Below are 25,601 nucleotides of genomic sequence, written 5' to 3' on the forward strand. Positions count from 1 at the left end.
TGCGACACGACGTCGTGTCGTATAGAGTTGACGCCATGTTCCTCGCCTTCGCCGAACTGCGACGCTCGCTGGGCCGCTTCACCCTCCTGGGTGGTGCGGTCGGCCTCCTCGTGCTCCTCCTGCTGTTCTTCCAGGCGGTGGCCGGCGCACTGACCGGGGGCCTGACCGGCGCGTACGAGGCCGGCGACACCGACGTGTGGGTCTACGACGACGCCGCGCGGCGCAATCCCCAGGCATCGGTCGTGGACGACGGGGTGGCCGACGCGGTGGCCGGCGTCGACGGCGTGGCCGTCGCCAGTCCGGTGACGTTCACGGTGTTCGACGTCGGCGACGAGCCCACCGCCGTGATCGCCGTGGAGCCGGACTCCCCCGCGCTCCCGGCCGAGCTGTCCAGCGGCAGCGCCATCGCCGACTCCGGCGACGCGATCCTGGCGGTCAGCGGGTTCGTCGCCGCACCGCCCACCGACGGCCTGGAGCTGGCGGGCGTGCCGGTCGACGTGGTCGGCGAGGCCGAGGGCGCCACGTTCAACGTCCTGCCGACCCTGTTCACGACCCGCGACGTCGTTGCCGAGGCCACCGAGGCGCGGGCCGGCGCACCGGTCCCCCTGCCGACCTCCGCGATCGCGGTGACCGTGGCGGACGGGGTCGACCCGGTCACGCTGGCCGCCGACATCACCGGTGCCGTCGACGGGGTCGAGGCGGTCGACGCCGCCACCGCCGTGACCAGCCTGCCGGGTGCGGGCACGATCACCCGGTCGTTCTCGATCCTGTACGTCCTGCTCTACCTGGTGGTCGCGATCGTCACGGCCGTGTTCTTCCAGATCCTGACCGTGCAGAAACGCGATGCGCTGGTTCTGCTGCGAGCCGTCGGCGCCCGGCGACGCGACGTCGTGGTGCCCGTCCTGGTCCAGGTCGTCATGGTCGTCGGCGTGGCCGTGCTGGTGGGTGCCGGGATCGCGACCGGGCTGCTGACCGCGCTCCAGGACGTGTTCGGGGCCGGACTCGACCCGACCACGGTCGTGACGTCCTCGGTGGCGATCCTGGTCCTCGGGCTGCTGGCCGGGCTGCTCTCCGTGCGCAGGATCCTCCGGATCGAGCCGGTCGAGGCCGTGCGGGGCGGAGGGTTGGCATGAGCATCGCGATCCGCGAGCTGCGCCGTCGGTTCGGACAGTTCCTGCCGGTCCTGGTCGCCATGACCCTGCTGGTCGTCCTCCTGGTCGTCCTCGGCGCCTTCCTCGACGGCCTGTCCCGCTCCCAGACCGGTGTCCTGCGGGCCCAGGGCGACCGTGTCCTGGTGCTGTCCGACGACGCCGACCTCGCACCCTCACGATCGCGCCTGCCCGACGGCACGGTCGAGGCCCTCGCGCAGGTCGACGGGGTCGAGGAGGTCGGACGCCTGTCGACCGTCGCCACGACGGCATCCGTGGACGGCGACGTCCAGGACGTCGTCCTGGTCGGCTACGACCTCGCGACCGACACCCTGCCCGAGCCGCCGACCAGCGGCGAGGCCGTCGTGGACGCCAAGCTCGCCGACCTGGTGGACGTCGAGGAGGGAGACACGTTGGCGGTCGGACCCGACGCGCGCGAGCTCACGGTGACGACCTTCGTGGGGGACGTCTCGGCCGGCTCGCCGACGATCTGGGTGGCCGCCGACGACTGGCTCGAACTCGCCGACACCGTCAACCCGACCGAGCGGGCCACGACCCAGGCGGCCGTCGTGTCCGGCGACGCCACCCCCGACGAGCTCGCCGGCACCGGTGACGGGCTGGCGGCCGCGACGGTCGACGACGTGATCGCGGCCGACGACGTCGTGACCCAGCAGTCCTCGACCTTCCAGGGGATCATCGGCGTGACCTTCGTCGTCACCCTGCTGGTGGTCGCGCTCTTCTTCGTCCTGTTGACCATCGAGCGCGTGCGGCTCTACGCCGTCCTGAAGGCCATCGGCGCCCGGACCCGAGACCTCGTCGCCGGCCTGGCCGCCCAGGCCGTCGCCGTCGCGGCGCTCGCGGTGGTCCTGGGCATCGGGCTCGGGATCGGCCTCACCCTGCTCGTGCCCCCCGACCTGCCCCTGGTGATCGTGCCGGCGCGCCTGGCCGTCCTGGCCGTGGCCACCGTCGTGGTCGCCGTGCTCGGCGCCCTCGGCACCCTGCGCCGCATCCTGCGCATCGACCCCGCCGACGCGATCGGCTGAGGAGGCTGTTGCCATGCCCGCACTGACCATCGACAAGGCTCGCAAGGAGTTCCCCTCCGGCGAGCAGACCATCGTGGCCGTCGACGACGTCGACCTGTCCGTGGACGACGGCGAGTTCCTCGTCCTCGAGGGACCGTCCGGCTCCGGCAAGACCACGCTGCTCACGCTGGCCGGCGCCCTGGCGACCCCGACGTCGGGCTCGATCCGCCTCGGCGACGTCGAGCTGGGTGACCTGGAGGGCAACGAGCGCTCGGCGGTCCGACGGGACCGGATCGGGTTCGTCTTCCAGTCGGTCAACCTGATCCCGTTCCTGTCGGCCACCGAGAACCTCCTGGCCGTGCGCCAGCTGGGAGGCGGCCGGGTCGACCGTGACGCCCGCGACCGTGCCGAGCAACTGCTGGAGGAGCTCGGCCTGGGCGGGCGGGGCGACAACGTCCCCGACGAGCTGTCCGGCGGTCAGCGCCAGCGGGTCGCCATCGGGCGCGCACTGATGAACGACCCGGACCTGCTGCTGGTGGACGAACCCACCTCCGCCCTGGACTCCGAGCTGGGCCGCCAGGTGGTCGAGCTGCTGCGCGACGAGGTCGACCGCCGCGGCGTCGCCGCGATCATGGTGACCCACGACGAACGCGTGACCGACCTCGGCGACCGGATCGTCAAGATGGTCGACGGCGCCCTCGTCGAGAGCTGAGCCCTCCGCCCGTCAGGCCACGACGAAGTTGACCAGGCGGTCGGGGACGTGGATCACCTTGCGGACCTCGCCCTCGGCCAGGAACCTCGCGGCGTTGTCGTCCGCCATCGCCGCGGCCTCCACGACCGACTCGTCGGCCCCGCTGGCCACCGCGACCTTGCCACGGACCTTGCCGTTGACCTGCACGATCACGTCGACGGTGTCGACCTCCAGCAGGGACTCGTCGGCGCGTGGCCATGCCTGGTCGTGCACCGACGCACCGTGGCGACGCTGCCACAGCTCCTCGGTGATGAAGGGACAGATCGGCGCCAGCATCAGCAGGACCGCGTCCAGTGCCTCGCGGACCGCGCCGCCGGCCACGCCGGCCCGCTCGGCGTCCATCGTGGCGTTGGTGATCTCCATCAGCTTGGCGATGGCGGTGTTGTACTTGAACTGGTCGTAGTCGTCGGAGACCGCCAGGATCCGCTGGTGCACGGCGCGACGCAGCTCGGCGACGTCGACGTCGGCCCCCCCGTCGGCCACCTCGGCGTCACCAAGTTCGAGGTTGAGACGCCAGACCCGAGCGAGCCACTTGTTCATCCCGGACGGCGAGACATCGGCCCAGTCGATGTCGTCCTCGGGCGCCGAGGCGAACAGGATCGTGCCCCGCAGCGTGTCGGCGCCGTACTCCTCCGAGACGTCGCCCGGCCGCACCAGGTTGCCCCGCGACTTCGACATCCGGGAGCCGTCGAGGATCACCTGGCCCTGGTTGAGCAGGGCCTGGAAGGGCTCGTCGGCGGCGACGTGGCCACGGTCGCGCAGGGCCTTGACGAAGAACCGGGCGTAGAGCAGGTGGAGGATGGCGTGCTCGACGCCGCCGGTGTACTGGTCGACCGGCAGCCAGGCGCCGGCCTTCTCCCGTGGCCACGCCCTCGTGTCGTCGGTCGGAGACAGGTAGCGCAGGAAGTACCACGACGAGTCCACGAAGGTGTCCATCGTGTCGGTGTCACGGCGGGCCGGACCGCCGCAGTCCGGACAGGTCGTCTCGGCGAACGTCGGGTGGGCCGCCAGCGGCGAACCCGACACGGTCCAGTCGAGGTCGTCGGGCAACTCGACCGGCAACTGGTCGGCCGGCACCGGCCGCGGCCCGCACGACGCGCAGTGGACCATCGGGATGGGCGCACCCCACGACCGCTGGCGCGAGATCAGCCAGTCGCGCAGGCGGAAGTTGACCGTGCCACGACCCCAGCCCTTGTCGGCGACGTCGTCGATGATCGCCGCCTTGGCCTCCTGCCACGGCATCCCGTCGTACTCGCCGGAGCCGACCATCGTCCCGGGACCGACCCAGGCCTCCTCCATGGTGTCCGGATCGAGCGGGTCCAGGTGGTTGCCCTCGTCGTCGGTCGGGTGGATGATCACCCGGACCTCGAGGTCGTTGGCCCGCGCGAACTCGAAGTCACGCTGGTCGCCGACCGGGACGGCCATGATGGCGCCGGTCCCGTAGTCCATCAGGACGTAGTCCGCCGCGAAGGCGGGGATGGTCTCGCCGGTGAACGGGTTGACCATGTCGAAGTCGAGCCGGTGGCCGCGCTTGTCGCGACGGTCCTCCCCGAGGGTCGCCTGGCGCTCGATGTCGGACCGGCGTGACACCTCCTCGAGGTAGTCCGCATAGCCGGGGTCGTCGGCCATCCGGGCGAGCACCAGTGGGTGCTCGGGCGCGAACACGAAGTAGGTCGCCCCGAAGATCGTGTCCGGCCGCGTCGTGTAGACGACGACCTCGTCGTCGGAGTCGTCGGCGACCTCGAAGGTGATCTCGGCGCCCTCGGACCGGCCGATCCAGTTCCGCTGCATCGACTTGACCCGGTCCGGCCAGTCGATCGTGTCCAGGTCGTCGAGCAGTTCCTCGGCGTAGTCGGTGATCCGGAAGTACCACTGGGTCAGGGGCCGACGCTGCACCAGGTCGTCGGAGCGCTCGCACCGCCCGTCGACCACCTGCTCGTTGGCCAGCACCGTCTCGCACCCCGGGCACCAGTTGACCAGCCCCTCCTTGCGATCCACCAGCCCCGCGTGGAACAGCTCGAGGAAGATCCACTGGGTCCAGCGGTAGTACTCCGGGTCGCACGTGTGCAGCCGGGTCGACCAGTCGAAGCTGAATCCGAGCCGGCGGATCGACGCTGCCTGCTCCTCGATGTTCGCACGAGTCCACTCATCAGGGTTCTCGCCCCGCTTGCGGGCGGCGTTCTCGGCCGGGAGCCCGAAGGCGTCCCATCCGATCGGGTTGAGGACCGCATGGCCGGTCATGCGCAGGTGGCGGACCAGGGCGTCGTGGATCGAGAAGATCTCGGCGTGGCCCATGTGGAGGTCGCCGGACGGGTACGGGAACATCGTCAGGGCGTAGAACCGCTCGTCGTCACCGGCACAGTCGAGCTCGTAGGTGCCCTCGTCGACCCAGCGCGACGCGATCGGTGGCTCGATCGCGAGCGGGTCGTAGCGCGCGACGGACGCGTCGGGTCCGGTCGTGGCGTCGGCGTGCGCGTCTGGGCTCATCGGGATCAACACTTCCGGCGACGGTGGGAGGGGCACAGGTGCGGCCTGCAAGGCTATCGCGGCAACCACGGGATCCTGCGGCCGTTCTCGGGGTCACGCGAGCCGGTGCGGAGGCCGCGGACACGACCCCCGGTGCGGCCGCGTTCAGTCCTCGTCCCGGTCACGGCCCAGCAGTCCCTCGAGGACCTTGCGGGCCGGCTCCAGGGTGGACTTGGCGACTGCCCCCGTGACCTCCACGGCCTTGCCACCGAGGCTCATCGCGGTGTCCACCGCCCGGTCGGCGACCGACTTGGCGACGAACTTGGTGCCCTCGACCGCCTCGACCGCCTTGTCGACCGTCTCGTCGGACTTCGCATGGATGCGGTAGACACCGGTCCGCGCCGTGATCTCGGCGTCGCCGACGACCTCGCGCGCCGTGCCGGAGGTCCGACCGATCGTGCCGCCGGCCACCTTGCCGGCCGTGTCGATCACCTTGTCGGCGGTCGCCGCGGTCCTGGCGTTGGCGTCCTTGGCCATCCGCCCCGGATCGTCCACCCGGGCCCGGGCCTGCATGGCTGCCTGCAGGATGCGACCGGACATCACCTGGCCGACGCCCCGGATGGCCTCGAGGTCTGCGGGGTCGGCCCCGGCGAGCTCGGCGACCGAGTCGAAGCGGGCCGCGACCCGACGGGCGGCGTCCTCCCGGAGGCCGTCCACGGAGGCGAGGACGTCGGTGAGCGCGGACATGGGGGTTCCTTGGTGCGATCGGCGACTGCACGGGACGGTGCGGTGGGCAGGAGGGTCGGCGTGCGGCCGGTGCCCCGCCGGGTCCGTGACGCTGCTCCCCGCAGTGTCGACGAGCCTAGGCGCAACGTCGCCGAACCGGGAGAATTCGTCCGCCTGGGTCGTGGGTGACGTCGGTGCTGTCGGGTTCGCGTGCCCACGGCCCCGGTGGTATCGTGGCCGGCCGCACCCACGGGCCTGTGGCGCAGTTCGGTAGCGCACCTCCATGGCATGGAGGGGGTCAGGGGTTCAAATCCCCTCAGGTCCACGTGCACCCGTACGTGACACGCCGCTCCGGCGAGTCTTCGTCCGGGTGCATTGCAGTGTGCTCGGGCAAGCCCTCGCAACTGCAGCGCAGCTCTCTGCTGCGAACCACGCTTTCAGGCGGGCCCCCCTTTGCGGCCTGGCTCCCGTTCGGGTGGGGGTGTCGGCAGGGGGTGGCGGGGTCGGGCATCCTGTGGGTCCGTGGACATCCTGTTCGTCCTCCATCCCCCGCGAGGCCACTCCGTGACTCTGCTCGCCCAAGTGCCCTACCACACCTTCCCCGACTTCCAGCTCGGGCCGCTGACGATCCGGACCTTCGGGTTGATGGTCGCGCTGGGCATCATCCTCGGCGTCGTGGTCGCCGCTCGCTACGTGGCCAACCGGGGCATCGACCCGGACGAGTACACCAGCCTCGCCACGAAGGTCGCGATCGTCGGGCTGATCGGTGCCCGGGTGACCTGGGTGCTGTCGCACCTCGAGGAGATCCAGTCCCCCATCGACGTGATCGCCGTGTGGGAAGGCGGGATGCAGTTCTCCGGCGCGCTGATCTTCGGCGCGATCGCGACCTGGTGGTGGTCACGGGGGAACTACGACGACGACGCCGACCGCTGGGCCGTGCTCGACGGGACCGCCCTGGGCGTGGCGATCGGGTTGTGCGTCGGGCGCATCGGGTGCATGGCCGTCGGTGAGCACTTCGGGGGGCCGACCGACTTCTTCCTGGGCATGACCTACCGCGGCGGCGGCACGGTCGAGCCGGAGCCCGCCATCGGCGAGACGATCCACAACACCGCCTTCTACGAGTTCCTCCACCTGCTCGTCCTGCTCGCGGTCATCGCCGTGCTGCTGCGACGAGCCGGCGACCGCAACCATCCACTGGTCCCGGGCACCATCATGGGCCTGTTCCTGACCTGGTACGGGATCGGGCGGTTCCTGACCGACTTCGCCCGCACCAACGACGCCACGGTGGCGGGCCTGACCGGTGCCCAGTGGGGGTCGATCGTCATCGCCCTGCTGGGAACCTGGATCCTCGCCACCGGATCACGCCGGGCCGACCGCTTCGCCGCCCAGGCGATGCCTCCCAGCGCGACCCAGCCACAGACCTCCAACGTGCGCGTCCTGCCGGAGGACGCCGCGGACGACGAACCGGGCGAGCGGGACGCCGAGGCCAGCGCGACGGACGACCGCCCGGACGGCCCCACCGCACTCGACGACGAGCCGCATGACGCCACCCCGGACGTCGAGGACCCGGACGACGACACGGATGCCTCCTCGACCACCAGCCCGGGGAACCACCCGGGTGCCTGAGGCCATGCCGGCAGTCCCGGCCTGGTTCGCGAGCTCCCGGACCGACCTCGACGCCTGGCTCGCGACGACGCTCGGCCGCGACGACTGGCAGGTCCGCCAAGCCCGGCCGTGGTCCGTGGTCGGGCGGATGGGCGACGACGGACCGTGGGTGAAGGCCATGCCGCCGGCGAGTCGCCACGAGGTCGCCGTCCTCGTCCTGCTGGCCGGCCTCGCCCCCGACGCCGTTCCCGGCATCCGGGCAGCCGACGCCGACCGGGGCTGGATCGTGCTCGACGACGGCGGCCCGGTCCTGCGCACGCTCGAGGGTGGCCAGGACGCCGCGCCCGCCTGGCGTGCCGCACTGCGCACCTACGCCCGGCTGCAGCGCCACACCGAGGACCACGTCGAGGCGTTGCGGACGGCCGGCGTGCCGGACGCGCGGGGCCACGAACTGCTCGCACGGCTCGACGACCTGCTGGCCGACGCCACGCTCGTCGGGCGTGGTCGACCGTGGGGCCTGACGATCACGGACGAGCGACGGCTCGCCGCACACCGGCCGCGGCTCGAGGCGGCGGTCGACGAACTCGTGACGTCGCCGGTCGCCGACGCGATCCAGCACGACGACCTCCACGGCAACAACGTCCTCGTCGGCGGGCCCCGCATCGTGGACTGGGGCGACGCGGCGCTCGGCCACCCGTTCGCGAGCATGACGACGACGCTGCGCAGCATCCCCCACCACACGCCGTCCCTGGCGGACGACCTGGGTCCGCTCGTCGCGGCCTACCTCGAGACCTGGACGGACGTCGCCCCACCCGGACGGCTGCGCCGCGACCTGCGGATGGCGCGCCACCTGGGCGCCGTCATGCGCGCGATGTCGTGGGCCCGGGCCGTCCAGAACGAGCCGATGGACCACCCGGATCGCGCGGCCGTCCCACGCTGGCTCCTGGCACTGCTCGAGCCACTCCCCGCCGACGTCGGCCCGGCCTGAAGGTCGTCAGCCGTCGGCCCAGGTGCGGCGGCGCCGACGCAGGTGGTCGCGCTCCGGTCGGCTGGTGGCCAGGTCGAGCGCCCGGTCCACGGCCGCCAGCGCCGTGTCGAGGTCGTCGTCGCGGGCGGCGAGCTCGGCCCGGGTGGCCCAGAACGGGCCGTAGCCCCCGAGCTGGTCCGCCAGGTCGTCGACCACGTCCCGCGCCGGGCCGACACCCTCGACCTCGGCGACGGCGACGGCACGGTTGAGTGCCACGACCGGGGTGGGCAGCACGACCATCAGCTGGTCGTAGAGCGCCAGCACCTGGCCCCAGTCGGTCTCCTCCGCGGTGGCCGCATCGGTGTGGACGGCCTGGATCGCGGCCTGGAGCTGGTAGGGGCCGGGCGCGTTGCGTCGCAGGCAGGCACGCACGAGCGCGTGGCCCTCCGCCACCATCGCGGCGTCCCAGCGGGACCGGTCCTGGTCGGCCAACAGGACGGCCACCCCCCCGGCGGTCCGCGCTCGCCGCCGCGCGGCGACCAGCAGGAACAGCGCCAGCTGGCCGGCCACCTCGGGCTCGTCGGGCATCAGCGTCGCCAGTTCCCGCGCCAGCCTGATCGCCTCGTCGCACAGGTCGGTGCGCACGAGCTCGGTCCCGGTCGTGGCCCGGTGACCCTCGGTGAAGACCAGCGACAGCACGGCCAGGACGGCCGCGAGCCGGTCGGGCAACTCGGCGTCACCCGGGACCCGGTAGGGAATGGCGGCGGCACGGATCTTGCGTTTCGCGCGGACCAGGCGCTGGGCCATCGTGGGCTCCGGGACCAGGAAGGCACGGGCGATCTCGCCCGTGTCCAGGCCACCCAGCAGGCGCAGGGTCAGCGCGACCTGGACGTCCGGCGCCAGGGCGGGGTGGCAACAGGTGAACAGCAGTCGGAGCTGGTCATCGGGCACCATCTCGACCTCCTCGGGCACCGTCACGTGGTCGGCGGCGTGGACCCCGGTCGCCAGGACGTGTCGCTCGTGTCGCCCGGACTCGCGTCGGAGGTCGTCGATCGCGGCGTTGCGTGCGGTGGTGACGATCCAGCCGGCCGGGTTGTCGGGGATCCCGGCGGTGGGCCAGCGGTCCAGGGCCCGGGCGAAGGCCTCCTGGACGGCCTCCTCGGCCCGGTCGACGTCACCCAGCACGCGTACGAGCGTGGCGACCGCGCGCCCCGACTCCCGTCGGAACACGCGGTCGACCTCGTCCCGGGCCGTCGGGCTCACTCGCCCTGGAACGGGCGCACCTCGACCGGCGCCTCGCACGCGGTGCTGGCATCTGCGGCCAGCGCCATGGCCTCGTCGAGGTCGGCCGCCTCGATGACCCAGAAGCCGCCCATGTACTCCTTGGCCTCGGCGAACGGCCCGTCGGTGCTGACCACCTCCCCGGCCCGGGACTCGACCACCGTGGCGGTCGACGGCGGCTCGAGACCACCGGCGAACACCCATCGGCCGGACGCCTGCAGGTCGGTGTTGAAGGTGTCGACCTGGGCGAACTGGCGCTGCAGGTCCTCGTCGGCCACTTCCGGGAAGTCGAGGCCCTCGTGGTGGACGCTGAGCAGGTACTGGGTCATCGGTCTTCCTCGTGTCGGGAACGGCCCGTTGCCGTCCTCATCCATGCCGACGAACACCGGATGGCGCCATCGACACCTCGTGCCAAGTCGTGCGCCCAACGCACATGGAGACCGGACGCGATGCTGCTCACCGGTCGTGATCGCCGCGGTCGGCGCGCCATCGGGCCAGCACGCGCTCGAGGTCCAGCGGCCACACGTCGGACGGCGGTCCGGACACGATCGTGGCGTTGGCGGTGCGGATCCGGGTGTTGATCGTGTCGACGATGGCGGTCACCTCCGCCTCGCTGTCGGCTGCCGCGATCTGCTCACGCGCGCGGTCGACGTCGCGTCGCAACGCCAGCGCCGGCGGCACGTTGGTGACGCGCTCCTCGCGCAGCTTGCGGTTGATCCACCATGACTCCCCGGCGCGCCGGTCGAGGTCGGGGATCGGGCGGCCGGCGCCGGACAGGCCGTCGAACTCGCCCCGCGCCTGTGCCTCGCGGATCTGCTTGTCCACGAAGGACTCCCACGTCTGACCCGGCGGCTTGCGTGCCATGACCGACCCTTCCGTCGGCCCCGAGTGAACCCGCCCACCTCGCCTCGACGCCAACCCGGCGTCGGCCATGCGTCCCCGTCCGGTCGACGGCCCGGCGGGTGCCGGGGCGGAGCCGAGGCCCCGCCCCCGCAGGCCTCAGTTCACCTGGACGTCGATCCAGACCAGCCGGTGGTCCGAGCTCGGGAAGGGGAACACGCCGACCTCGTCGAAGTCGGGGTCGTCGGTGGTCGGCCAGTCGACGCCAGCGTCGAGCATCCTGAGCTGGCGTGACGGCAGGACGTAGTCGACCCGGAGGTTGCCAGGCCCGTCGAACTCGGCCTCCCCGAAGTCCGCGGTGTCGTACTGGGCGGTCGCCAGCACGTTGTTGCTGTCCTGCAGGATGGTCTGCTCGACCGCGCCCTCGCTGGTCGGCGTCAGCTTGGTGTTGACCTGTGGCGTGTCGAGCAGCTGGTTGATGGCCCCGGGCAGCGAGTCCCCGTCGGCCGGGTCCGAGTTGAGGTCACCGGCGACCACGAACCGACTGCCCGGCGCCAGCCCACCCGACACCCCGTCGTCGTCGCTGATCCAGTCCCCGGACTGCGGCTGGACGTAGTCGACCCAGAACCGGATCTCGTCGGAGTTGCGACGTCCGTTGCGGTCCTCGGCACCGTCGAACACCGGCGGCGTGGGGTGCGAGACCAGGAAGTGGACGTCCTGGCGGCCCGGCACGTCGACGGTCACGTCCCAGTGCGACTTCGACGACAGGCGCACGACCTCGAGCTCTGAGTCGGTGAACCACGGCTGGCCGTCCAGCTCGGGCAGCAACGCCCCGGGCATGTCGGCCCAGAGCAGCTCCTGGAAGGTCCGTGCCTCGGGCAGTGGATACCGGGACAGCACGAGCATCCCGTACTGGCCGGGGAAGAACCCGAACCCGAACGCGTCGTCGGGGCCACCGACGCTGCCGTCGTTGTTGAGGTCGAAGCCCGACGGGATCCCGGTGTTGGACGGTGCGGTGAAGTGGTGGGGGTAGCCGGTGAGGTCGGCGAACAGGTCCGCCGCGGCCGGGTCGAAGTCGAACTCGTTGACCAGCAGGACGTCGGCGTCGTTGCGGGCGATGATCTCGAGCACGGCCTCCACCTGGGGCACGCTGCCCCCGCCGGCCACGGTCTGCAGGTCGGCCAGCAGCAGGCCCTGCGAGAAGCGGTTCAGGCTCGCGTTGAAGGTGGCGAAGCGGACGGGCTCGTCCGGCCCGGCGCTGGCGGGGAGCCCGGCCAGCAAGAGGGCCAGGCCCAGCAGCCGGGTGGTCAGGGTTCTCGATCGCATCGGTGCACTCCTGGTCGCATCGGTCGGTCCGGACAGGTCGCGAGGCGGTGCGCGAACACGGACCGTGGCACACCGGGCGACCCCCCGGGTCCCTGCAGGCAAGCACGCCGGGTCGGGGTCAGGAGGTCGAGCGACTCAGTCGAGCCGTCGCACGCGCGGTCACCGCCCGTCGCAGGCCCCTCGGCCCCCACGGCTAGGGTCGCCAGCCAGGGCGACGAAGGACCGGGATGACGCCGAACGAGCCACGCGACGACGCACGACGCATGGTCGTGTTCTCGGCCCAGCGCTACGACCGGGAGGGCTTCGGCGCGGTCGAGCACCACGGCATCGAGGTGGTCTTCCTCGACACCCGGCTCACGGCCCGGACCGCCGAGCTCGCCCGTGGCGCACCGGTCGTGTGCGCCTTCGTCAACGACGACCTGTCGGCCGACGTGCTGGAGGTGCTGGCCGAGGGCGGAACCCAGGGCGTCGCGCTGCGTTGCGCCGGGTTCAACAACGTCGACCTGGCGGCCGCCGAGCGCCTCGGGCTGCGGGTGCTGCGTGTCCCGGCCTACTCCCCCAACGCCGTCGCCGAGCACACCCTGGCACTCATCCTCGCGCTCAACCGCAAGATCCACCGGGCCTACAACCGGGTCCGCGACGGCAACTTCGCCCTGGACGGCCTCGTCGGCTTCGACCTTGCCGGCACCACCGTCGCCGTGGTGGGCACGGGCCAGATCGGCGCCATCGTCGCCCGCCTGCTGTGGCACCTGCGGTGCCGGGTCCTGTGCGTCGACCCCTACCGCCACGACCACCTGCTGGAACTCGGCGCGGAGTACGTGTCGTGGGAGCAGGCCTGTGCGCAGGCCGACATCATCACCCTGAACTGCCCGCTCACCGACGACACCCACCACCTCGTGGACGCGGCCGCGGTGGACACGATGCGTGACGGCGTCATGCTGGTCAACACCGGTCGTGGACCGCTGGTGGACACCGACGCCGTGATCGAAGGGCTCAAGTCCGGTCGGATCGGCTCGCTGGCACTGGACGTCTACGAGGAGGAGGCGGACCTGTTCTTCACCGATCGCAGCGACGAGATCATCGACGACGACCGGTTCGCACGGCTGCTGACGTTCCCCAACGTGCTGATCACCGCCCACCAGGCGTTCCTGACCCGCGAGGCACTCGACGCCATCGCCCGCACCACGCTGGCCAACGCCGTCGCCATCGTCACCGGGGAGCCGGCCGACACCGAGGTGTCGAGCACGACCTGAGCGCGTGGCACGACGACGGCCAGCGCACGTCCCGGCAGGCGCCCCTTGACATCCGGGGGTCGCTCGGGCATGGTCACCGGACCGCGATCTGCCTGGTCGCGGGAAGGACCACGACCACGGAGGGCTCCATGAAGACGCGCCGCCCGATCGCCGCGCCCGTCTTCGGGGCCCGTCCGCGTGCCGTCGTGTAGCCACGACCACCTCCGTCACGCGGGCCGCCCCATCGGGGTGGCCCTTCTTCGTGTCCCCCTTCCCGCACCATCCTCGCCCACCACGGGCGACCGACCACCAGGCGACCACCATGATCCCGGTCCGGGCGTACCTCGCCCTCCTGACGACCCACCTGCGCGAGCATCGTGCCCGCATGGCGCTGCTCGCCGTGCTCGTGCTCGGCGACATCGCGGTGCAACTCGCGATCCCGCAGGTCGTGCGCACGATCATCGACGACGCGCTGGCCGGCACGGCCACCGACCGCCTGGTCTGGCTGGCCGGCATGGTCGTGCTCGCCGCGCTCGCCCACATGGGCCTGGCCGTGGCAGCGACCCGGGTGGCAGAGGAGGTCGGCTGGCGGGCGACCAACGACCTGCGCGCGGACCTCGCCGACCACGTCCTCCACCTCGACCTCGGCTTCCACAAGCAGCACCCCCCGGGTGAGCTGCTCGAGCGGGTCGACGGCGACGTCACCGCCCTGTCGAACTTCTTCTCGGCGATGGTCGTCAAGGTCGTGGGCAACGGCGTGCTGATCGCGGGCATCGTCGTGTTGCTCCTGCGCGAGTCCTGGCTCGTCGGGGTGACCCTCGGCGTCCTGGTCGGCCTCGGCATCCTCGCGATGGGCCGGCTGCACGCCATCGCCGTGCCCTGGTGGCGACGCCAGCGCGCGGTCGCGGCCGAGACCTTCGGCCAGCTCGGGGAGCAGGTCGACGGCACCGAGGACATCGCCGGCAACGGCGGCGGCCGCTACATGCAGGAGCGGTTCGCCGACCAACTGCGCACCTGGATGCCCCTGCACGTCCGTGGCTGGATGGGCTGGGCACTGATGTGGGGCACCAGCGAGGTGCTCCAGGTGCTCCTGCTGGTCGCGGTGTTCGTGCTGGGCGCCTGGCAGCTCGACGTCGGGACGATGACCGTGGGCACGGTCTACCTCGTCCTGAACTACGCCGAGATGGTCGGCCACCCGCTGCACGAGATCCGTGAGCAGATGCAGGACCTGCAGAAGGCCGGGGCCTCGATCGCCCGGGTCGAGGACCTGCTGGCGACTCCGACCGCCCTGCCACCTGCCGGGACCACCCCCCTGCCCACCGGGCCGCTGGGCCTGTCGCTGACCGGTGTGGGCTTCGCCTACCACGACGCCCGTCCGGACGATGGGACGGAGCCGAAGGGCGACGCCCCGCGGGTGCTCCACGACATCGACCTGGAGGTGCCGGCCGGACGGGTGCTGGGCATCGTCGGCCGGACCGGGTCGGGCAAGTCGACGCTCGCCCGGCTCGTGACCCGGCTGTACGACCCCGACACCGGCCACGTCCGCGTCGGCGGGGTCGAGACGGCCGAGGCCGCGGACCTGCGCGACCGGGTGGCCATGGTCACCCAGGACGTGCAACTGTTCCGGGCGACGGTCCGCGACAACCTGACCTTCTTCGACCCCTCGATCGACGACGCCCGGCTCGTCGAGGCCGTCGCCACCCTCGGTCTGGACGACTGGCTGGCGACCCTGCCCGACGGGCTCGACACCCGGCTGGGCGGCGACGGCGTGGGCGTGTCCGCGGGCCAGGCCCAGCTGCTGGCCTTCACCCGGGTGTTCCTGCGCGACCCGGGGCTGGTCGTGCTCGACGAAGCCTCGTCGCGACTCGACCCGGCCACCGAGGCGTGGCTGGAACGGGCCGTCGACGGGCTGTTGCGCGACCGCACCGGTGTCATCATCGCCCACCGGCTGGGAACGCTCGAACGGGTCGACGACGTGCTGGTGATGGCCGACGGCCGCGTGGTCGAGCACGGTCCCCGCGAGCGGCTGCGTGCCGACCGTGACAGCCGCTACGCCCACCTGCTGGCAACCGGCCTCGAGGAGGTGCTGACATGACCACGACCACCCATGCACGCGGACCCGATGCCACCACGACCGCTGGCGGGCTACGCCCCTTGCTGCGCCTGATGGCGAACCAGCCCGTGCGCTACCCGATCAGCCTGGCCGTGTGGACCCTGAACTGGACCTGGCCGGTGATGATCGGGGTGATCGCCCAGCAGTACTTCGACGGGCTCGACGGCACCAGCGCCGACCAGGCGGGCTGGACCCTGGTGACCGTGGTGATCGCGCTGGGCGCGTACCTGCTGGTACGGCTGGCGGGGATCTTCTTCGGCATGTGGTGGCACGCCCGGCTGCTGTTCCGGGCCGGTGCCGGCATGCAGCGCTCCATGCTGCGCCGCATCTTCGCCCTGCCCGGGGCCCGCCCGGTGCGGGAGTCCCCCGGCGAGGTCGTCAGCCGGTTCCGCGACGACGTCGAACACACCACCGAGGCGCTCGACCTGTCCGTGGACTTCACCGGGTCGATCGTGTCGGCCACGGTGTCGTTCGTGCTGCTCGCGCGGATCGATCCGGTACTGGCGATGGTGGCCTTCGCACCGATGGTCGTGGTGCTGCTGGTCGTGTGGACGTTGGCCAACCGGATCCGGCGGTACCGCGAGTCGGCTCGCGAGACCACCGAGGCCGTCGCGGGATTCCTGGGCGAGACCCTGTCGGCCACGCAGTCGATCAAGGTCAACGGCGCCGAGCGCCCGGTGCTGGACCGGTTCGCCCGGCTCAACGACCGGCGTCGCGTGATGATGGTGCGGGACCGCACGCTGACCGCGGCGACCGACGCCATGGGCCAGACCACCGGCACGGTGGGCACGGGCCTGGTGCTGCTGTTGGCAGCCGGTTCCCTGGCCCGGGGTGGCGCGGCCGGGCTGAGCGTGGGCGACTTCGCCCTGTTCGGCATCCTGCTGGCGCACACCTCGTTCGCGGCGTTCTTCATCGGGACCTTCCTCGCCCGGATCCGCCAGGCCGGGGTCTCCTTCGACCGCATGGTGGACCTGATGGACGGGTCGACCTGGCGGGACCTGACCGTGCACTCCGAGCTGGAGGAGTCCCTGCCCGTCCCGACCGCGCCAGCCACGCGGGTCGGCGTCGTCGACCGGGTCGACGCGCCGCTGCTGGCGGTCCGAGGCCTGACCCACGTCCATCCCGATGCCGCCGGCGGCATCCACGACGTGGACCTGCAGGTCGAGCGCGGGCAACTGGTCGTGGTGACCGGTCGGGTCGGCGCCGGCAAGACCACGCTGCTGCAGACCGTGCTGGGGCTCCTGCCGGCCGAGCGTGGCACGATCGCCTGGCACGGTCGCACGGTCGACGACCCGGCCCGGTTCATGGTGCCGCCGGTGGCGGCGTACACCCCACAGGTCCCCCGGTTGTTCTCGATGGCACTGCGCGACAACCTCCTGATGGGGACCGACGGCGACGACGAGCGACTGTGGGCGGCCATGGACACCGCCACGATGACCCGGGACCTGGCCACGATGCCCGACGGGCTGGACACCATGGTGGGGCCCCGCGGCATGCGCCTGTCGGGCGGCCAGGTCCAGCGGTCGGCCGCGGCCCGCATGCTCGTGCGGGGCGCGGAACTGGTCGTCTTCGACGACCTGTCGTCGGCGCTGGACGTCGAGACCGAGGCCGCGCTGTGGGCGCGGCTGTTCGACGTGGACGAGCCGGCAACGGCCCTGGTGGTGTCGCACCGGCGTCCCGCACTGGCCCGGGCCGACCACGTGGTCGTGCTGGAGGCCGGCCGGGTCGTCGCACGTGGCACCGCGGCCGAGCTGCGCCGGACCTCCGCGGCCTTCCGCGAACTCTGGGGCTGACCCCGAGGGACGTCGAGTGTGCTCCTGCCGGCCGCATCAGGCCGCGGGCCGCACACTCGACGTCCCCCTTCGCATGGTGTCGGGGGATGGATCGGCCCCGGTGCCGCGTTGGCGGCGGCGGCGCCGGACCGACCGGGCCGGGTCACCAGCACGGTCGGCACCGGCCTCGTCGTCCCACCAGCCGCCCGCTCCCCACGAGTCCGCCCATGAACTCCCGCGCGACCTCGCCGGTCCGCCCGACCGTCATCGCCGTCCTGCAGACCACGCTCGGCATGCTCGCACCGTTCCTGCTGGGTGCGCTGGCCACGTCGATGCGGGGCGACGTCGGGATGTCGCCGGCCGACCTCGGACTGGCGGCCAGCGGCTTCTTCGGGGTGTCCGCACTGGTCTACGCGTTCGCCAACCGCCGGATCGAGTCGCTGGGCGTCCAGACCTCGACCTGGTTGGGCGTGGGGTTCGCGGTCGCCTCGCTGGTGTTGGTCGGCGTGGCCGAGAGCACGCCCGCGATCGTCGTCGCCATGGTGCTGGGTGGTCCGGGCAACGCGATCTCGCAGCTGTCGGCCAACATGCGTCTCGCCCAGGCGGTCGAGCCGACCCACCTCGGCACGGCCGTCGGCGTGAAGCAGGGCGCCGTCCCGCTGGGGACCATGCTGGCAGGGTTCGCCGTGCCCGCCATCGCCCTGACGGTCGGCTGGCGGTTCGCCTTCCTTGCGGCCCCCGTGCTGGGCCTGCCGCTGGTCGTCGCCTCCCTGTCCCGGCGTGGCCGCTCGTCGGCCCGGGCGACCGCCCGGCCACCCCGCGGTGTGCTGGCGAGCCGTCGTGGCTCGCTGTGGCTGCTGGCCGCAGCCGCCGGACTGGCGACCGCGGCGGGCCAGTCGTCGTCGGTGTTCTACGTCGACGCCGTCGTCACCGCCGGCAGCCTCGAGGGCACCGCCGGGCTGCTGCTGGCACTGGGATCGGCCGTCGGTGCCGTGGCACGGATCGTGGTGGGCATCGCGGCCGACCGCCTGCCGTTCGGCCACCTGCGGGCAGTCGCCGGCGCGATGCTGCTGGCCGTGGTCGGGTTCGTCGCCCTGTCCACCCAGCCACAGGGCGCGATGCTGGCGCTGGTCACGATCCTCGCGTTCGCCGCCTCGTGGGGCTGGAACGGCCTGCTGACCTACGCCGTGATGCGGCTCAACCCCGACGCGCCGGCACAGGCGACCGGGATCACCCAGACGGGCCTGAGCGTGGGTGCCGCCCTGGGTCCGCTGGTCGCGGGACAGGTGGCGTCGCAGGCGTCCTACGACCTCGTCTGGCTGTTGTCGGCCGGGGCGCTGGCCATCGCGGGTGGGCTCACGCTGCTCGCGCGCCACGGACTCGTCCTCGACCACGCGACGGAGCGTCCCACGGCCACCTCACCTCGCTGACGCGAGCGGAAACCGGCCGCGATGGTGGCCGGGCGACCACGCCGGACGACGCCGCGACGCCCGTCGTCGGTCACCGTGGGTGGTCGCGCCCGACCCCCGGCCGTCCTCGCGACACCGCTCCCCGGGCAGCACACCGACCCCGACCAACCTCGAGCCGATGACCGACCTGCTGTCCCCCGATCTCGCTGACGCCGTGGCGTCCGCCTGGACGATCGTGCTCCCGGCCCTGCTGGTCGCGTCGCTGCGGGTCGTCGACGTCACGCTGAACGTCTTCCGCACGGTCTTCACGGTCAACGGGCGCAAGTGGCTGGCCGCGGTGTTCCACGCACTCGAGGGCGGGACCTGGTTGGCCGCGGCCGGGATCGTGCTGGCGGACGTCACCGTCGCCAAGGCGATCGGCTACGTCGCCGGGATCATGCTCGGCACGCTGCTCGGCACCACGATCGTCGAGCGGCTCCGCCTGGGCATGGTGACCGTGCGGATCTACGCCGACGCCCGCCACGACGGCGCGACGGGTGCCGCCATCGCCACCGCGATCCGCGAGGCCGGCTACGGCGCCACCGTCTTCACCGGCGCAGGGATGCGTGGACCGGTCGAGATGATCCTGTCGACCGTGCCCCGCCGGCGGGCCTCGGCGGTCATCGCGGCGGCGGGCGCGGTGTCCGACGACACGATCGTCGCGGTGGACAACGACCTGCAACCCCTGGCCACTGCCGCGCGGGCCTGACGGCGATCCCGCCCTGGAGGGCAGGACGGGACCCGGGTCCCTTGACAGCCGCGACCCCCTCGTCGAGCATCCTGCCCACGGAGACACCCCGGGGGGATGCAACGTGCCATCGACTGCCGCCATGTCCGTGCCGACACGACCGCACGTCCGCCTCGTCCTGGCCCTCGCCGCACTCGCCGGCCTGCTGGTCGGCCTGCTGCCCGCGCCGGCTGCGCACGCCGCGGTCACGTGGCGCGTCGGACCCCCGGGCACGTCCGCCCAGGTCGACTTCGCCCTGGTGCAGGACGCGATCGACGCGGCCGCGGACGGTGACGTGGTCGAGGTCCTGCCCGGCGAGTACGCCGAGCTGCTCGACTTCGGTGGCAAGGCCATCACGGTCCGGTCCACCAACGGCCCGGAGGCGACCGTCCTCAACGGGTACCGCGACGGCACGGTGGTCACCTTCGACGACGACGAGGGCCCGGCCAGCGTCCTGGCCGGCTTCACGATCCGCGGGGGCCTCGGGTCGGTGTCGCTGGGCAGCGGGGAGGGGGGCGGCGTCAGGATCGACCGTGCGTCGCCCACGGTCCGCGACAACGTGGTCGTCGACAACGCGGCCTGCTCCGGGGCCGGCATCGCGGTCGCGTTCGGGTCGCCGATCATTGCCGACAACACGATCCGCGACAACTTCCGACAGGGCTGCAGTGGCGGGTCCGGGGGCGGCGGCATCCGCGTCCGTGGCGACGGGGGTGGGACGACGACCATCACCGGCAACGTGATCGCCGACAACCATCTCAACGGGGGCGGCCCCGGAGGCGGGATCGACCTGTTCGCGGCGGGGGCGGTCGAGATCATCGGCAACCACATCACCGGCAACACGGTGTCCTACGGACGCGGGGGTGGGATCAGCATCGTCAACGGCACGTCCCCGCGGATCGTGCAGAACGAGATCTCCGGCAACCATGCCCACTTCGAGGGTGGCGGCATCTGGTGGCTCGCACCCAGCAGCACGCCGTCCGGGGTGCTGGTGGGCAACACGCTGGCCGGCAACACGGTCGGGTCCACGTCCGACGACGGCGGTGCGGCACTGCTGCTGGACGGCTGGACGTCCGCCATCGACGTGGTCGACAACGTGTTCACGGGTGACGATCCCGAGACCGTCGTCTGTGGTGCGTCCTACGGCCACGAGACGCCGACGCTGCAGCACAACCTGTTCTGGTCCGGCACGGGTGCGGCCTTCACCGGGGCGTGCACGGCGCCGTCGTCCGACGACGGCAACGTCGAGGCGGCCCCGGGCTTCGTCCCCGGCACCTTCGTGCCGGCCCCGGGATCGCCCCTGGTGGACGCCGGGGTGTTCCGACCCGAACTGCCGACGGGCGACCTCGCCGGCAACGCGCGCGTCCGGGACGGGGACGGCGACGGCACGGCCACGGTCGACATCGGGGCCTGGGAGGCCGACGCAGGTGAATGGGGCGTCCCGGCCGCCCCGATCGGCGTGACCGCGACCCTCGCGGGGCCGGACCTGTGGATCGACTGGGCCCCGCCCGAGCCGACGGGTGCCCTGCCCCTGCTCGCCTACGAGGTGGAGGTCGGCGACGAGGTCTGGTCGGTCGAGCCGGACTCGACGTACCTCGACCTCGACGCCGACGACGTCCCCGACGACACCGAGGTCGCGGTCCGGGCCGTGAACGCGGCGGGTCCGGGGCCGTGGGCCAACGCGGACATCGAGCTCCTGGTCGTCGTCCCGGGCGAGCCCACCGACCTGTCGGCCGTCCGCGACGGTGACGAGATCGGGGTCACGTGGGGCCCACCGGAGCACGACGGCGGGGGCACGATCGTCGGGTGGGTCGTCCGGTGGAGCTACGACGACGATCCCGACATGGCGGTCCGCGAGCTCACCGCCGACACCCGGAGCGTGTCCGTCCCGGCGGCACCCGACCAGCGGGTCTTCATCGAGGTCATGGCGGTCAACCAGGCGGGCTGGGGCAGCGAGGCGTTCGTCGAGGTGCCGCCGGTCGCGACCACGCCGGGCCCGGTCGTCGAACTCGTCGCCAACCTCTGGCAGGACGTGGTCACGGTGGCGTGGCAGCCACCCGCCGACGACGGCGGCAGCCCGGTCACGGGGTACCGCGTGGAGTACGCCGGCGGGGCCACCACGGTCGATGCCGCGACCACCCTGGTCGAGCTGCCGTGGGTGCCCGCCGGCGACGCGGTCGTCGTGACCGCCAGCAACGCGCTCGGCAGGGGCGAGGAGGCGACGGCCACCATCCGCGACTGGGCCGAGCCCCCCTCCGAGCCGACCGAGGTCACCGCAGTCGGTGGGGTCGGCCGCGTCATGGTCTCGTGGGAGCCACCCGAGTGGGACGGTGGTGCCACGATCGCCGACTACCTCCTGCAGGTGGGGGTCGGCGGCGGCACCACGGTTGCCGGCGACGTCCACGAGTACGTGGTCGAGGGCCTCGATCCCGGCGAGACCGTCACCGTCACGGTGCGGGCCCGCAACCGGGCGGGCACCAGCGACGGCGCCAGCGCCACCGCCACCACGGTGGACGTGCCGTCGGCACCCCGCAACCTGGCCGCGACGACCCAGAAGCGCGACGAGCTGGCGATCTCGTGGTCGCCACCGACCGACGACGGGGGCAACCAGCTCGCCGGCTACCGCGTCACCGAGGTCCGCAGTGGCCAGACCCGCCAGGTGCCGGCCACGAGCACGACCCTGGTCCTGGCGGGGGTCGACAAGGGGTCGTGGGAGGTCGAGGTGGTGGCGGTCAACGACGCGGGGACCGGTCCGCCCGCGACGCTGGCCAGCGGCGGGGACGGTGGCGATGGGGGTGGCCCACCGAAGTGCCATCCCAAGCGGGGCTGCTGAGCCCTCGCCTGCCCGAAGCTGCGGGCCGGTCAGGCGCGGCTGCGCAACTCGCGCGGAACCTGCACGGGGCCGTCGTCCGGCGGCAGGTGCGGCTGGGCGTTGTAGGACTGCAGCCAGGCATGCCCGTCGACCATCAGGACCTCGGACACCGCGGTGTTGCCGACCCCGCCCAGCGTGCGAGGTGGCAGGTCGAGCAGCGCATGCAGCCCATGCCAGATCGACCCCCCGTGGGTGACCAGCACGACCGCCTCCACCCCGTCGGCGTGACGCCGGATCGCCGGCACGACCCGCCCGGCCAGGTCCGGTCCGGACTCGCCCCCGACCTCCGTGGCGACGTCCTCGCCGTCGGCGAAACGCTGCCACAACGTGGAGTCCTCGGCCGTGAGGTCCTCGACCGAGCGCCCCTCCCAGTCACCGAACGACCGCTCGCGCAGGTCCGGATCGACCTGCAGGTCGGCGCCCAGCGCGGTGGCGACGACCTCACCGGTCTCGCGGGCCCGTGCGAGGTCGGACGAGACCACGGGCGCGGGCCCGATGGTGCCGGCGAGCCATCCCGCGAGCGCCTCGGCCTGGCGGCGGCCGGTCTCGCTCAACCCGACCCCGCCGTGGCCCTGCAGGCGTCGCTGGGTGTTCCACACCGACTCGGCGTGGCGCACCAGCAGCACGCGGGTCACGACGCCCCCACCGCGTCCCCACCGTCGGCCCCGACCTCGGACACGTCGTCGGGCGCCTCGTCGTCGCGGGGCGGCCGGGCGCTCTCGATCGCGTCGGCGAGGTCCTCGGACGGGTCGTCGTCGTCCAGGCGGGTCGCCTCGCGGGTGACCGCGCCGGTCAGCGGCTCGAAGGACCGGACGTCGGAGAACAGGCGGTCGAGGTCGTAGAAGGACCGCTGGTCGGTCTGGAAGACGTGCGCGACCACGTCGCCGTAGTCCAGCAGCACCCAGCCGGACTCGGGCGTGCCCTCGCGACGCAGCGGCCGTCGATCCCCGGTCTCGCGCAGGCGCTCCTCGATGTTGTCCACCACGGCCCGGACCTGGCGGTCCGACGACGCGGACGCGATCGCGAACACGTCGACGACGGCCAGGACGTCGGCGACGTCGTACAGGGCGAGGTTGGACGCCAACTTGTCGTCGGCGGCCGTGGCGACCTCGACGGCCAGTTCGATGGCCTCGGATGTTGCGGGCACGGCGGTCCTTTGTGGTGGTTCACGGGTCCGGCCGACACCGGGATCCCGGGCGGCGCCTCCCCACGATCCAACCACACGACCCCCGGCGCTGCAGGTGTGCGACCCGACCCCCGGCCACCACACCCGGCCCGTCGGGTGGGCAGGGTGGGGGGACTCACCCCGGCAGGTACAGGCCGTGCTCCGCCACGTAGTCCCGGACCGGGTCCGGGACCCGGTAACGGACCGAGCGCCCGGACGCGACGTCGGCTCGCAGCCCGGTCGAGGAGATGTCGACCAGCGGCGCGTCCACCCACGTGACCCGGTCCATCAACTCGTGGATCGGGCGCTGGCTGCCGGGACGGCCGACGACCACGAAGGTCGCGAGCTCGAGCGCGTCGGTGATCCGGCGCCAGGCCGGCAGGTGGGCGGCGGCGTCCGCACCGAGCAGGAACACGAAACGCGTGCCGGGCTCCTCCTCGTGGAGCATCTCCAGCGTGTCGGCGGTGTAGGTCGGCCCGTCCCGGTGGGTCTCGCGGTCGTCGACCGACAGGCACGGGTCGTCGGCCACGGCCGCCCGGGCCATCGCCACCCGGTGGTGGGCGGCCGACTCGGAGTCCTTCATCCACGGGTCGCCGGCGACCAGCAGGCGCAGCTCGTCCAGGCCGAGCCGGTCGGCGACCACGTCGGCGACCACGAGGTGGCCGAGGTGCACCGGGTCGAAGGTGCCGCCCAGCAGGCCGACGTGGCGACTCATGTCAGCTCCCGGACGAAATCGGCCAACTGGCGGAGGTTGCGCACCTCGACCATGTCCTCGACGTGGCGGGCGTAGTCGGCCGTGATCGAGTCCCCGGTCCCCCAGTAGGCGGCGGACTCGGGGTTGAGCCAGTAGACGCGACGGGCGCGGGTCGCGATCTCGGCCAGGACCCACGACGACGACGCCCGGTAGTTGTTGCGGGCGTCGCCCAGCACCAGGACCGTGGACCGCGGGGTGATCTCGTCGACGAAGCGCTCGTGGAAGACCTCGAAGGCGTGCCCGTAGTCGCTGTGGCCGTCGAGCCACACCAGGTCGGCCTCGGAACTCATCCGCCGGATCGCCTCGTCGAAGTCGCGCCCCTCGAACAGCTCGGTGACCTCGTCGAGCGTGTCGATGAAGGCGAAGGACCGCACCCGGGAGAACTGTTCCTGGAGACTGTGGACCAGCATCAGGGTGAATCGCGCGAACGAGGCCACCGACCCGGACACGTCGGTGATCACGACCAGCTCGGGCTTGTGGGGCTTGCGGGGACGGAACACCGGGTCCATCGGCACGCCCCCCGTCGACAGGGACCGACGCACGGTGCGCCGCACGTCCAGGCGACCGTCCCGCCCACGCCGACGCTTGACCTGGGTCCGGGTCGCGAGCTTGCGGGCCAGCGGGGCGACCTGGGCGCGCAGCTCGGCCGCCTCGGCGGCGGTCATGCGGAAGAAGTCGACCTCGTCCAGGGCCGGCTTGACGACCCGGTCGGCCAGGTCGTCGAGGTCGGAGCGCTCGGCGGTCCGGCGGCGGATCTCGGCGTCGACCTCGCGTCGGAACTCGGCGAGTCGCTCCTCGAACTCGTCGCGGAGCAGGCGCTGGGCCCGCGCGTCGTCGTCGGTCGCACCACGGGCCTCGAGCAGGGAGTCGAGCAGCGTGTGGGGGTCGAGCGCGCGACGGACCCGGTAGGAGAAGAAGGCCGGCTGGCCGTCCCGTCCCTCCACCCGGCCGAAGGCGTCGACGGCCTCGCGGGCGAGGCGCCGCACCGCGTCGTCGTCACCGCCGAGCAACGCGTCGAGCAGGGCCGTGTCGAACGCGTCGCGGTCCACCTCCCCGTCCTCGCCGACGTGCTCGGCCGGCAGCGCCTCCCCGTCGGAGGGGACACGCCGGGCCGGGAAGTACAGCTCGAACAGGTCGTCGAAGGTGCGACGGTCACCCCCGGAGGACACCGTGACGGTCGCCAGTGCCTCGCGGACGACCGGGCGACGCAGCAGGTCCACCTCCCCGAGTGCACGGACCGCGTCGATGGCCTCGGACTGGGTCGCCGTGACGCCGGCGCGCCGCAGGGCCCCCACGAAGGCCAGGGTGCGGTCGAACAGGCCGGAGTCATCGGGCTCACCGAGCGCGTCGGACTGGTCGGGCGCGGGCCGGGCGGTCATCGGGTCACCG

At 72.6% G+C, this 25,601-nt stretch carries 21 protein-coding genes and 1 tRNA gene; 12 read left to right on the plus strand and 10 right to left on the minus strand.

Annotated features, from left to right (window positions below; genetic code table 11):
- Nucleotides 1–14 precede the first annotated feature (14 nt).
- Genes KR546_RS06955 through KR546_RS06965 form a run of 3 tightly spaced genes read left to right on the plus strand, consistent with a single transcriptional unit; the run spans nt 15 to nt 2,882 of the window.
- Complete coding sequence (locus tag KR546_RS06955) at nt 15–1,133, plus strand: FtsX-like permease family protein (protein WP_238443978.1); 1,119 nt, start codon at nt 15–17, stop codon at nt 1,131–1,133.
- A complete protein-coding gene (locus KR546_RS06960) occupies nt 1,130–2,191 on the plus strand; it encodes an FtsX-like permease family protein (RefSeq protein WP_238443979.1) in 1,062 nt (353 codons plus the stop codon). Before KR546_RS06955 ends, KR546_RS06960 begins: the two co-directional genes overlap by 4 nt.
- Nucleotides 2,192–2,204: 13 nt before the next feature.
- Nucleotides 2,205–2,882, plus strand: a complete 678-nt coding sequence (locus KR546_RS06965) for an ABC transporter ATP-binding protein (RefSeq protein WP_238443980.1) — start codon at nt 2,205–2,207, stop codon at nt 2,880–2,882.
- Between the two features lie 12 nt (nt 2,883–2,894).
- Here the strand turns inward: KR546_RS06965 and leuS are convergent, their stop codons facing one another.
- A complete protein-coding gene (gene leuS / locus KR546_RS06970) occupies nt 2,895–5,408 on the minus strand; it encodes a leucine--tRNA ligase (protein WP_238443981.1) in 2,514 nt (837 codons plus the stop codon).
- Nucleotides 5,409–5,552: 144 nt separating this feature from the next.
- Complete coding sequence (locus tag KR546_RS06975) at nt 5,553–6,134, minus strand: helix-hairpin-helix domain-containing protein (protein WP_238443982.1); 582 nt, start codon at nt 6,132–6,134, stop codon at nt 5,553–5,555.
- Between the two features lie 230 nt (nt 6,135–6,364).
- On the opposite strand from KR546_RS06975, the gene KR546_RS06980 reads away from it, so the two are divergent.
- The 3 genes from KR546_RS06980 to KR546_RS06990 all read left to right on the plus strand — a co-directional run bounded on the left by KR546_RS06980 (nt 6,365) and on the right by KR546_RS06990 (nt 8,706).
- Nucleotides 6,365–6,438, plus strand: a tRNA-Ala gene (locus KR546_RS06980).
- 239 nt (nt 6,439–6,677) lie between these two features.
- Nucleotides 6,678–7,739, plus strand: coding sequence for a prolipoprotein diacylglyceryl transferase (locus KR546_RS06985; RefSeq protein ID WP_238443983.1), 1,062 nt, complete (start codon nt 6,678–6,680; stop codon nt 7,737–7,739).
- A 4-nt stretch (nt 7,740–7,743) separates the two neighbouring features.
- A complete protein-coding gene (locus KR546_RS06990) occupies nt 7,744–8,706 on the plus strand; it encodes a phosphotransferase family protein (RefSeq protein ID WP_238443984.1) in 963 nt (320 codons plus the stop codon).
- A gap of 6 nt (nt 8,707–8,712) precedes the next feature.
- On the opposite strand, the gene KR546_RS06995 is transcribed toward KR546_RS06990, so the two are convergent.
- The 4 genes from KR546_RS06995 to KR546_RS07010 form a co-directional block, all read right to left on the minus strand.
- A complete protein-coding gene (locus tag KR546_RS06995; RefSeq protein ID WP_238443985.1) occupies nt 8,713–9,915 on the minus strand; it encodes an RNA polymerase sigma factor in 1,203 nt (400 codons plus the stop codon).
- A 29-nt stretch (nt 9,916–9,944) separates the two neighbouring features.
- Nucleotides 9,945–10,295: a YciI family protein gene (locus tag KR546_RS07000; RefSeq protein ID WP_238443986.1), complete on the minus strand. Its 351-nt coding sequence runs from the start codon at nt 10,293–10,295 to the stop codon at nt 9,945–9,947.
- 127 nt (nt 10,296–10,422) lie between these two features.
- Nucleotides 10,423–10,830: a DnaJ family domain-containing protein gene (locus tag KR546_RS07005; protein ID WP_238443987.1), complete on the minus strand. Its 408-nt coding sequence runs from the start codon at nt 10,828–10,830 to the stop codon at nt 10,423–10,425.
- 135 nt (nt 10,831–10,965) lie between these two features.
- A complete protein-coding gene (locus KR546_RS07010) occupies nt 10,966–12,132 on the minus strand; it encodes an endonuclease/exonuclease/phosphatase family protein (RefSeq protein WP_238443988.1) in 1,167 nt (388 codons plus the stop codon).
- Between the two features lie 227 nt (nt 12,133–12,359).
- Here KR546_RS07010 and KR546_RS07015 point away from each other — a divergent pair, with 227 nt between their 5' ends.
- The 6 genes from KR546_RS07015 to KR546_RS07040 all read left to right on the plus strand — a co-directional run bounded on the left by KR546_RS07015 (nt 12,360) and on the right by KR546_RS07040 (nt 22,254).
- Nucleotides 12,360–13,385: a 2-hydroxyacid dehydrogenase gene (locus KR546_RS07015; protein WP_238443989.1), complete on the plus strand. Its 1,026-nt coding sequence runs from the start codon at nt 12,360–12,362 to the stop codon at nt 13,383–13,385.
- Between the two features lie 301 nt (nt 13,386–13,686).
- Nucleotides 13,687–15,459, plus strand: coding sequence for an ABC transporter ATP-binding protein (locus tag KR546_RS07020; RefSeq protein ID WP_238443990.1), 1,773 nt, complete (start codon nt 13,687–13,689; stop codon nt 15,457–15,459).
- Nucleotides 15,456–17,270 (plus strand): ABC transporter ATP-binding protein, encoded by a 1,815-nt coding sequence (locus KR546_RS07025; RefSeq protein ID WP_238443991.1) that lies wholly within the window; start codon nt 15,456–15,458, stop codon nt 17,268–17,270. The genes KR546_RS07020 and KR546_RS07025 overlap by 4 nt, the downstream gene beginning before the upstream one ends.
- 206 nt (nt 17,271–17,476) lie before the next feature.
- Nucleotides 17,477–18,679 (plus strand): MFS transporter, encoded by a 1,203-nt coding sequence (locus KR546_RS07030; protein ID WP_238443992.1) that lies wholly within the window; start codon nt 17,477–17,479, stop codon nt 18,677–18,679.
- A gap of 157 nt (nt 18,680–18,836) precedes the next feature.
- Nucleotides 18,837–19,406, plus strand: coding sequence for a DUF5698 domain-containing protein (locus KR546_RS07035; protein ID WP_238443993.1), 570 nt, complete (start codon nt 18,837–18,839; stop codon nt 19,404–19,406).
- A 121-nt stretch (nt 19,407–19,527) separates the two neighbouring features.
- On the plus strand, nt 19,528–22,254 hold the full coding sequence (locus KR546_RS07040; protein ID WP_238443994.1) for a fibronectin type III domain-containing protein: 2,727 nt from the start codon (nt 19,528–19,530) through the stop codon (nt 22,252–22,254).
- A 29-nt stretch (nt 22,255–22,283) separates the two neighbouring features.
- Here KR546_RS07040 and KR546_RS07045 read toward each other — a convergent pair whose 3' ends face one another.
- From KR546_RS07045 to KR546_RS07060, 4 genes are all read right to left on the minus strand, one after another.
- A complete protein-coding gene (locus KR546_RS07045) occupies nt 22,284–22,928 on the minus strand; it encodes a histidine phosphatase family protein (RefSeq protein ID WP_238443995.1) in 645 nt (214 codons plus the stop codon).
- Nucleotides 22,925–23,440 (minus strand): ribosome silencing factor, encoded by a 516-nt coding sequence (rsfS, locus tag KR546_RS07050; protein WP_238443996.1) that lies wholly within the window; start codon nt 23,438–23,440, stop codon nt 22,925–22,927. The genes KR546_RS07045 and rsfS overlap by 4 nt, the downstream gene beginning before the upstream one ends.
- 154 nt (nt 23,441–23,594) lie before the next feature.
- Entirely contained in the window at nt 23,595–24,173 is a 579-nt protein-coding gene (gene nadD, locus KR546_RS07055) for a nicotinate-nucleotide adenylyltransferase (protein ID WP_238443997.1), read from the minus strand.
- A complete protein-coding gene (locus tag KR546_RS07060) occupies nt 24,170–25,591 on the minus strand; it encodes a vWA domain-containing protein (protein WP_238443998.1) in 1,422 nt (473 codons plus the stop codon). Before KR546_RS07060 ends, nadD begins: the two co-directional genes overlap by 4 nt.
- Nucleotides 25,592–25,601 lie beyond the last annotated feature (10 nt).

The sequence above is a fragment of the Salsipaludibacter albus genome (assembly GCF_019798055.1).
GTDB lineage: Bacteria > Actinomycetota > Nitriliruptoria > Nitriliruptorales > Nitriliruptoraceae > Salsipaludibacter > Salsipaludibacter albus.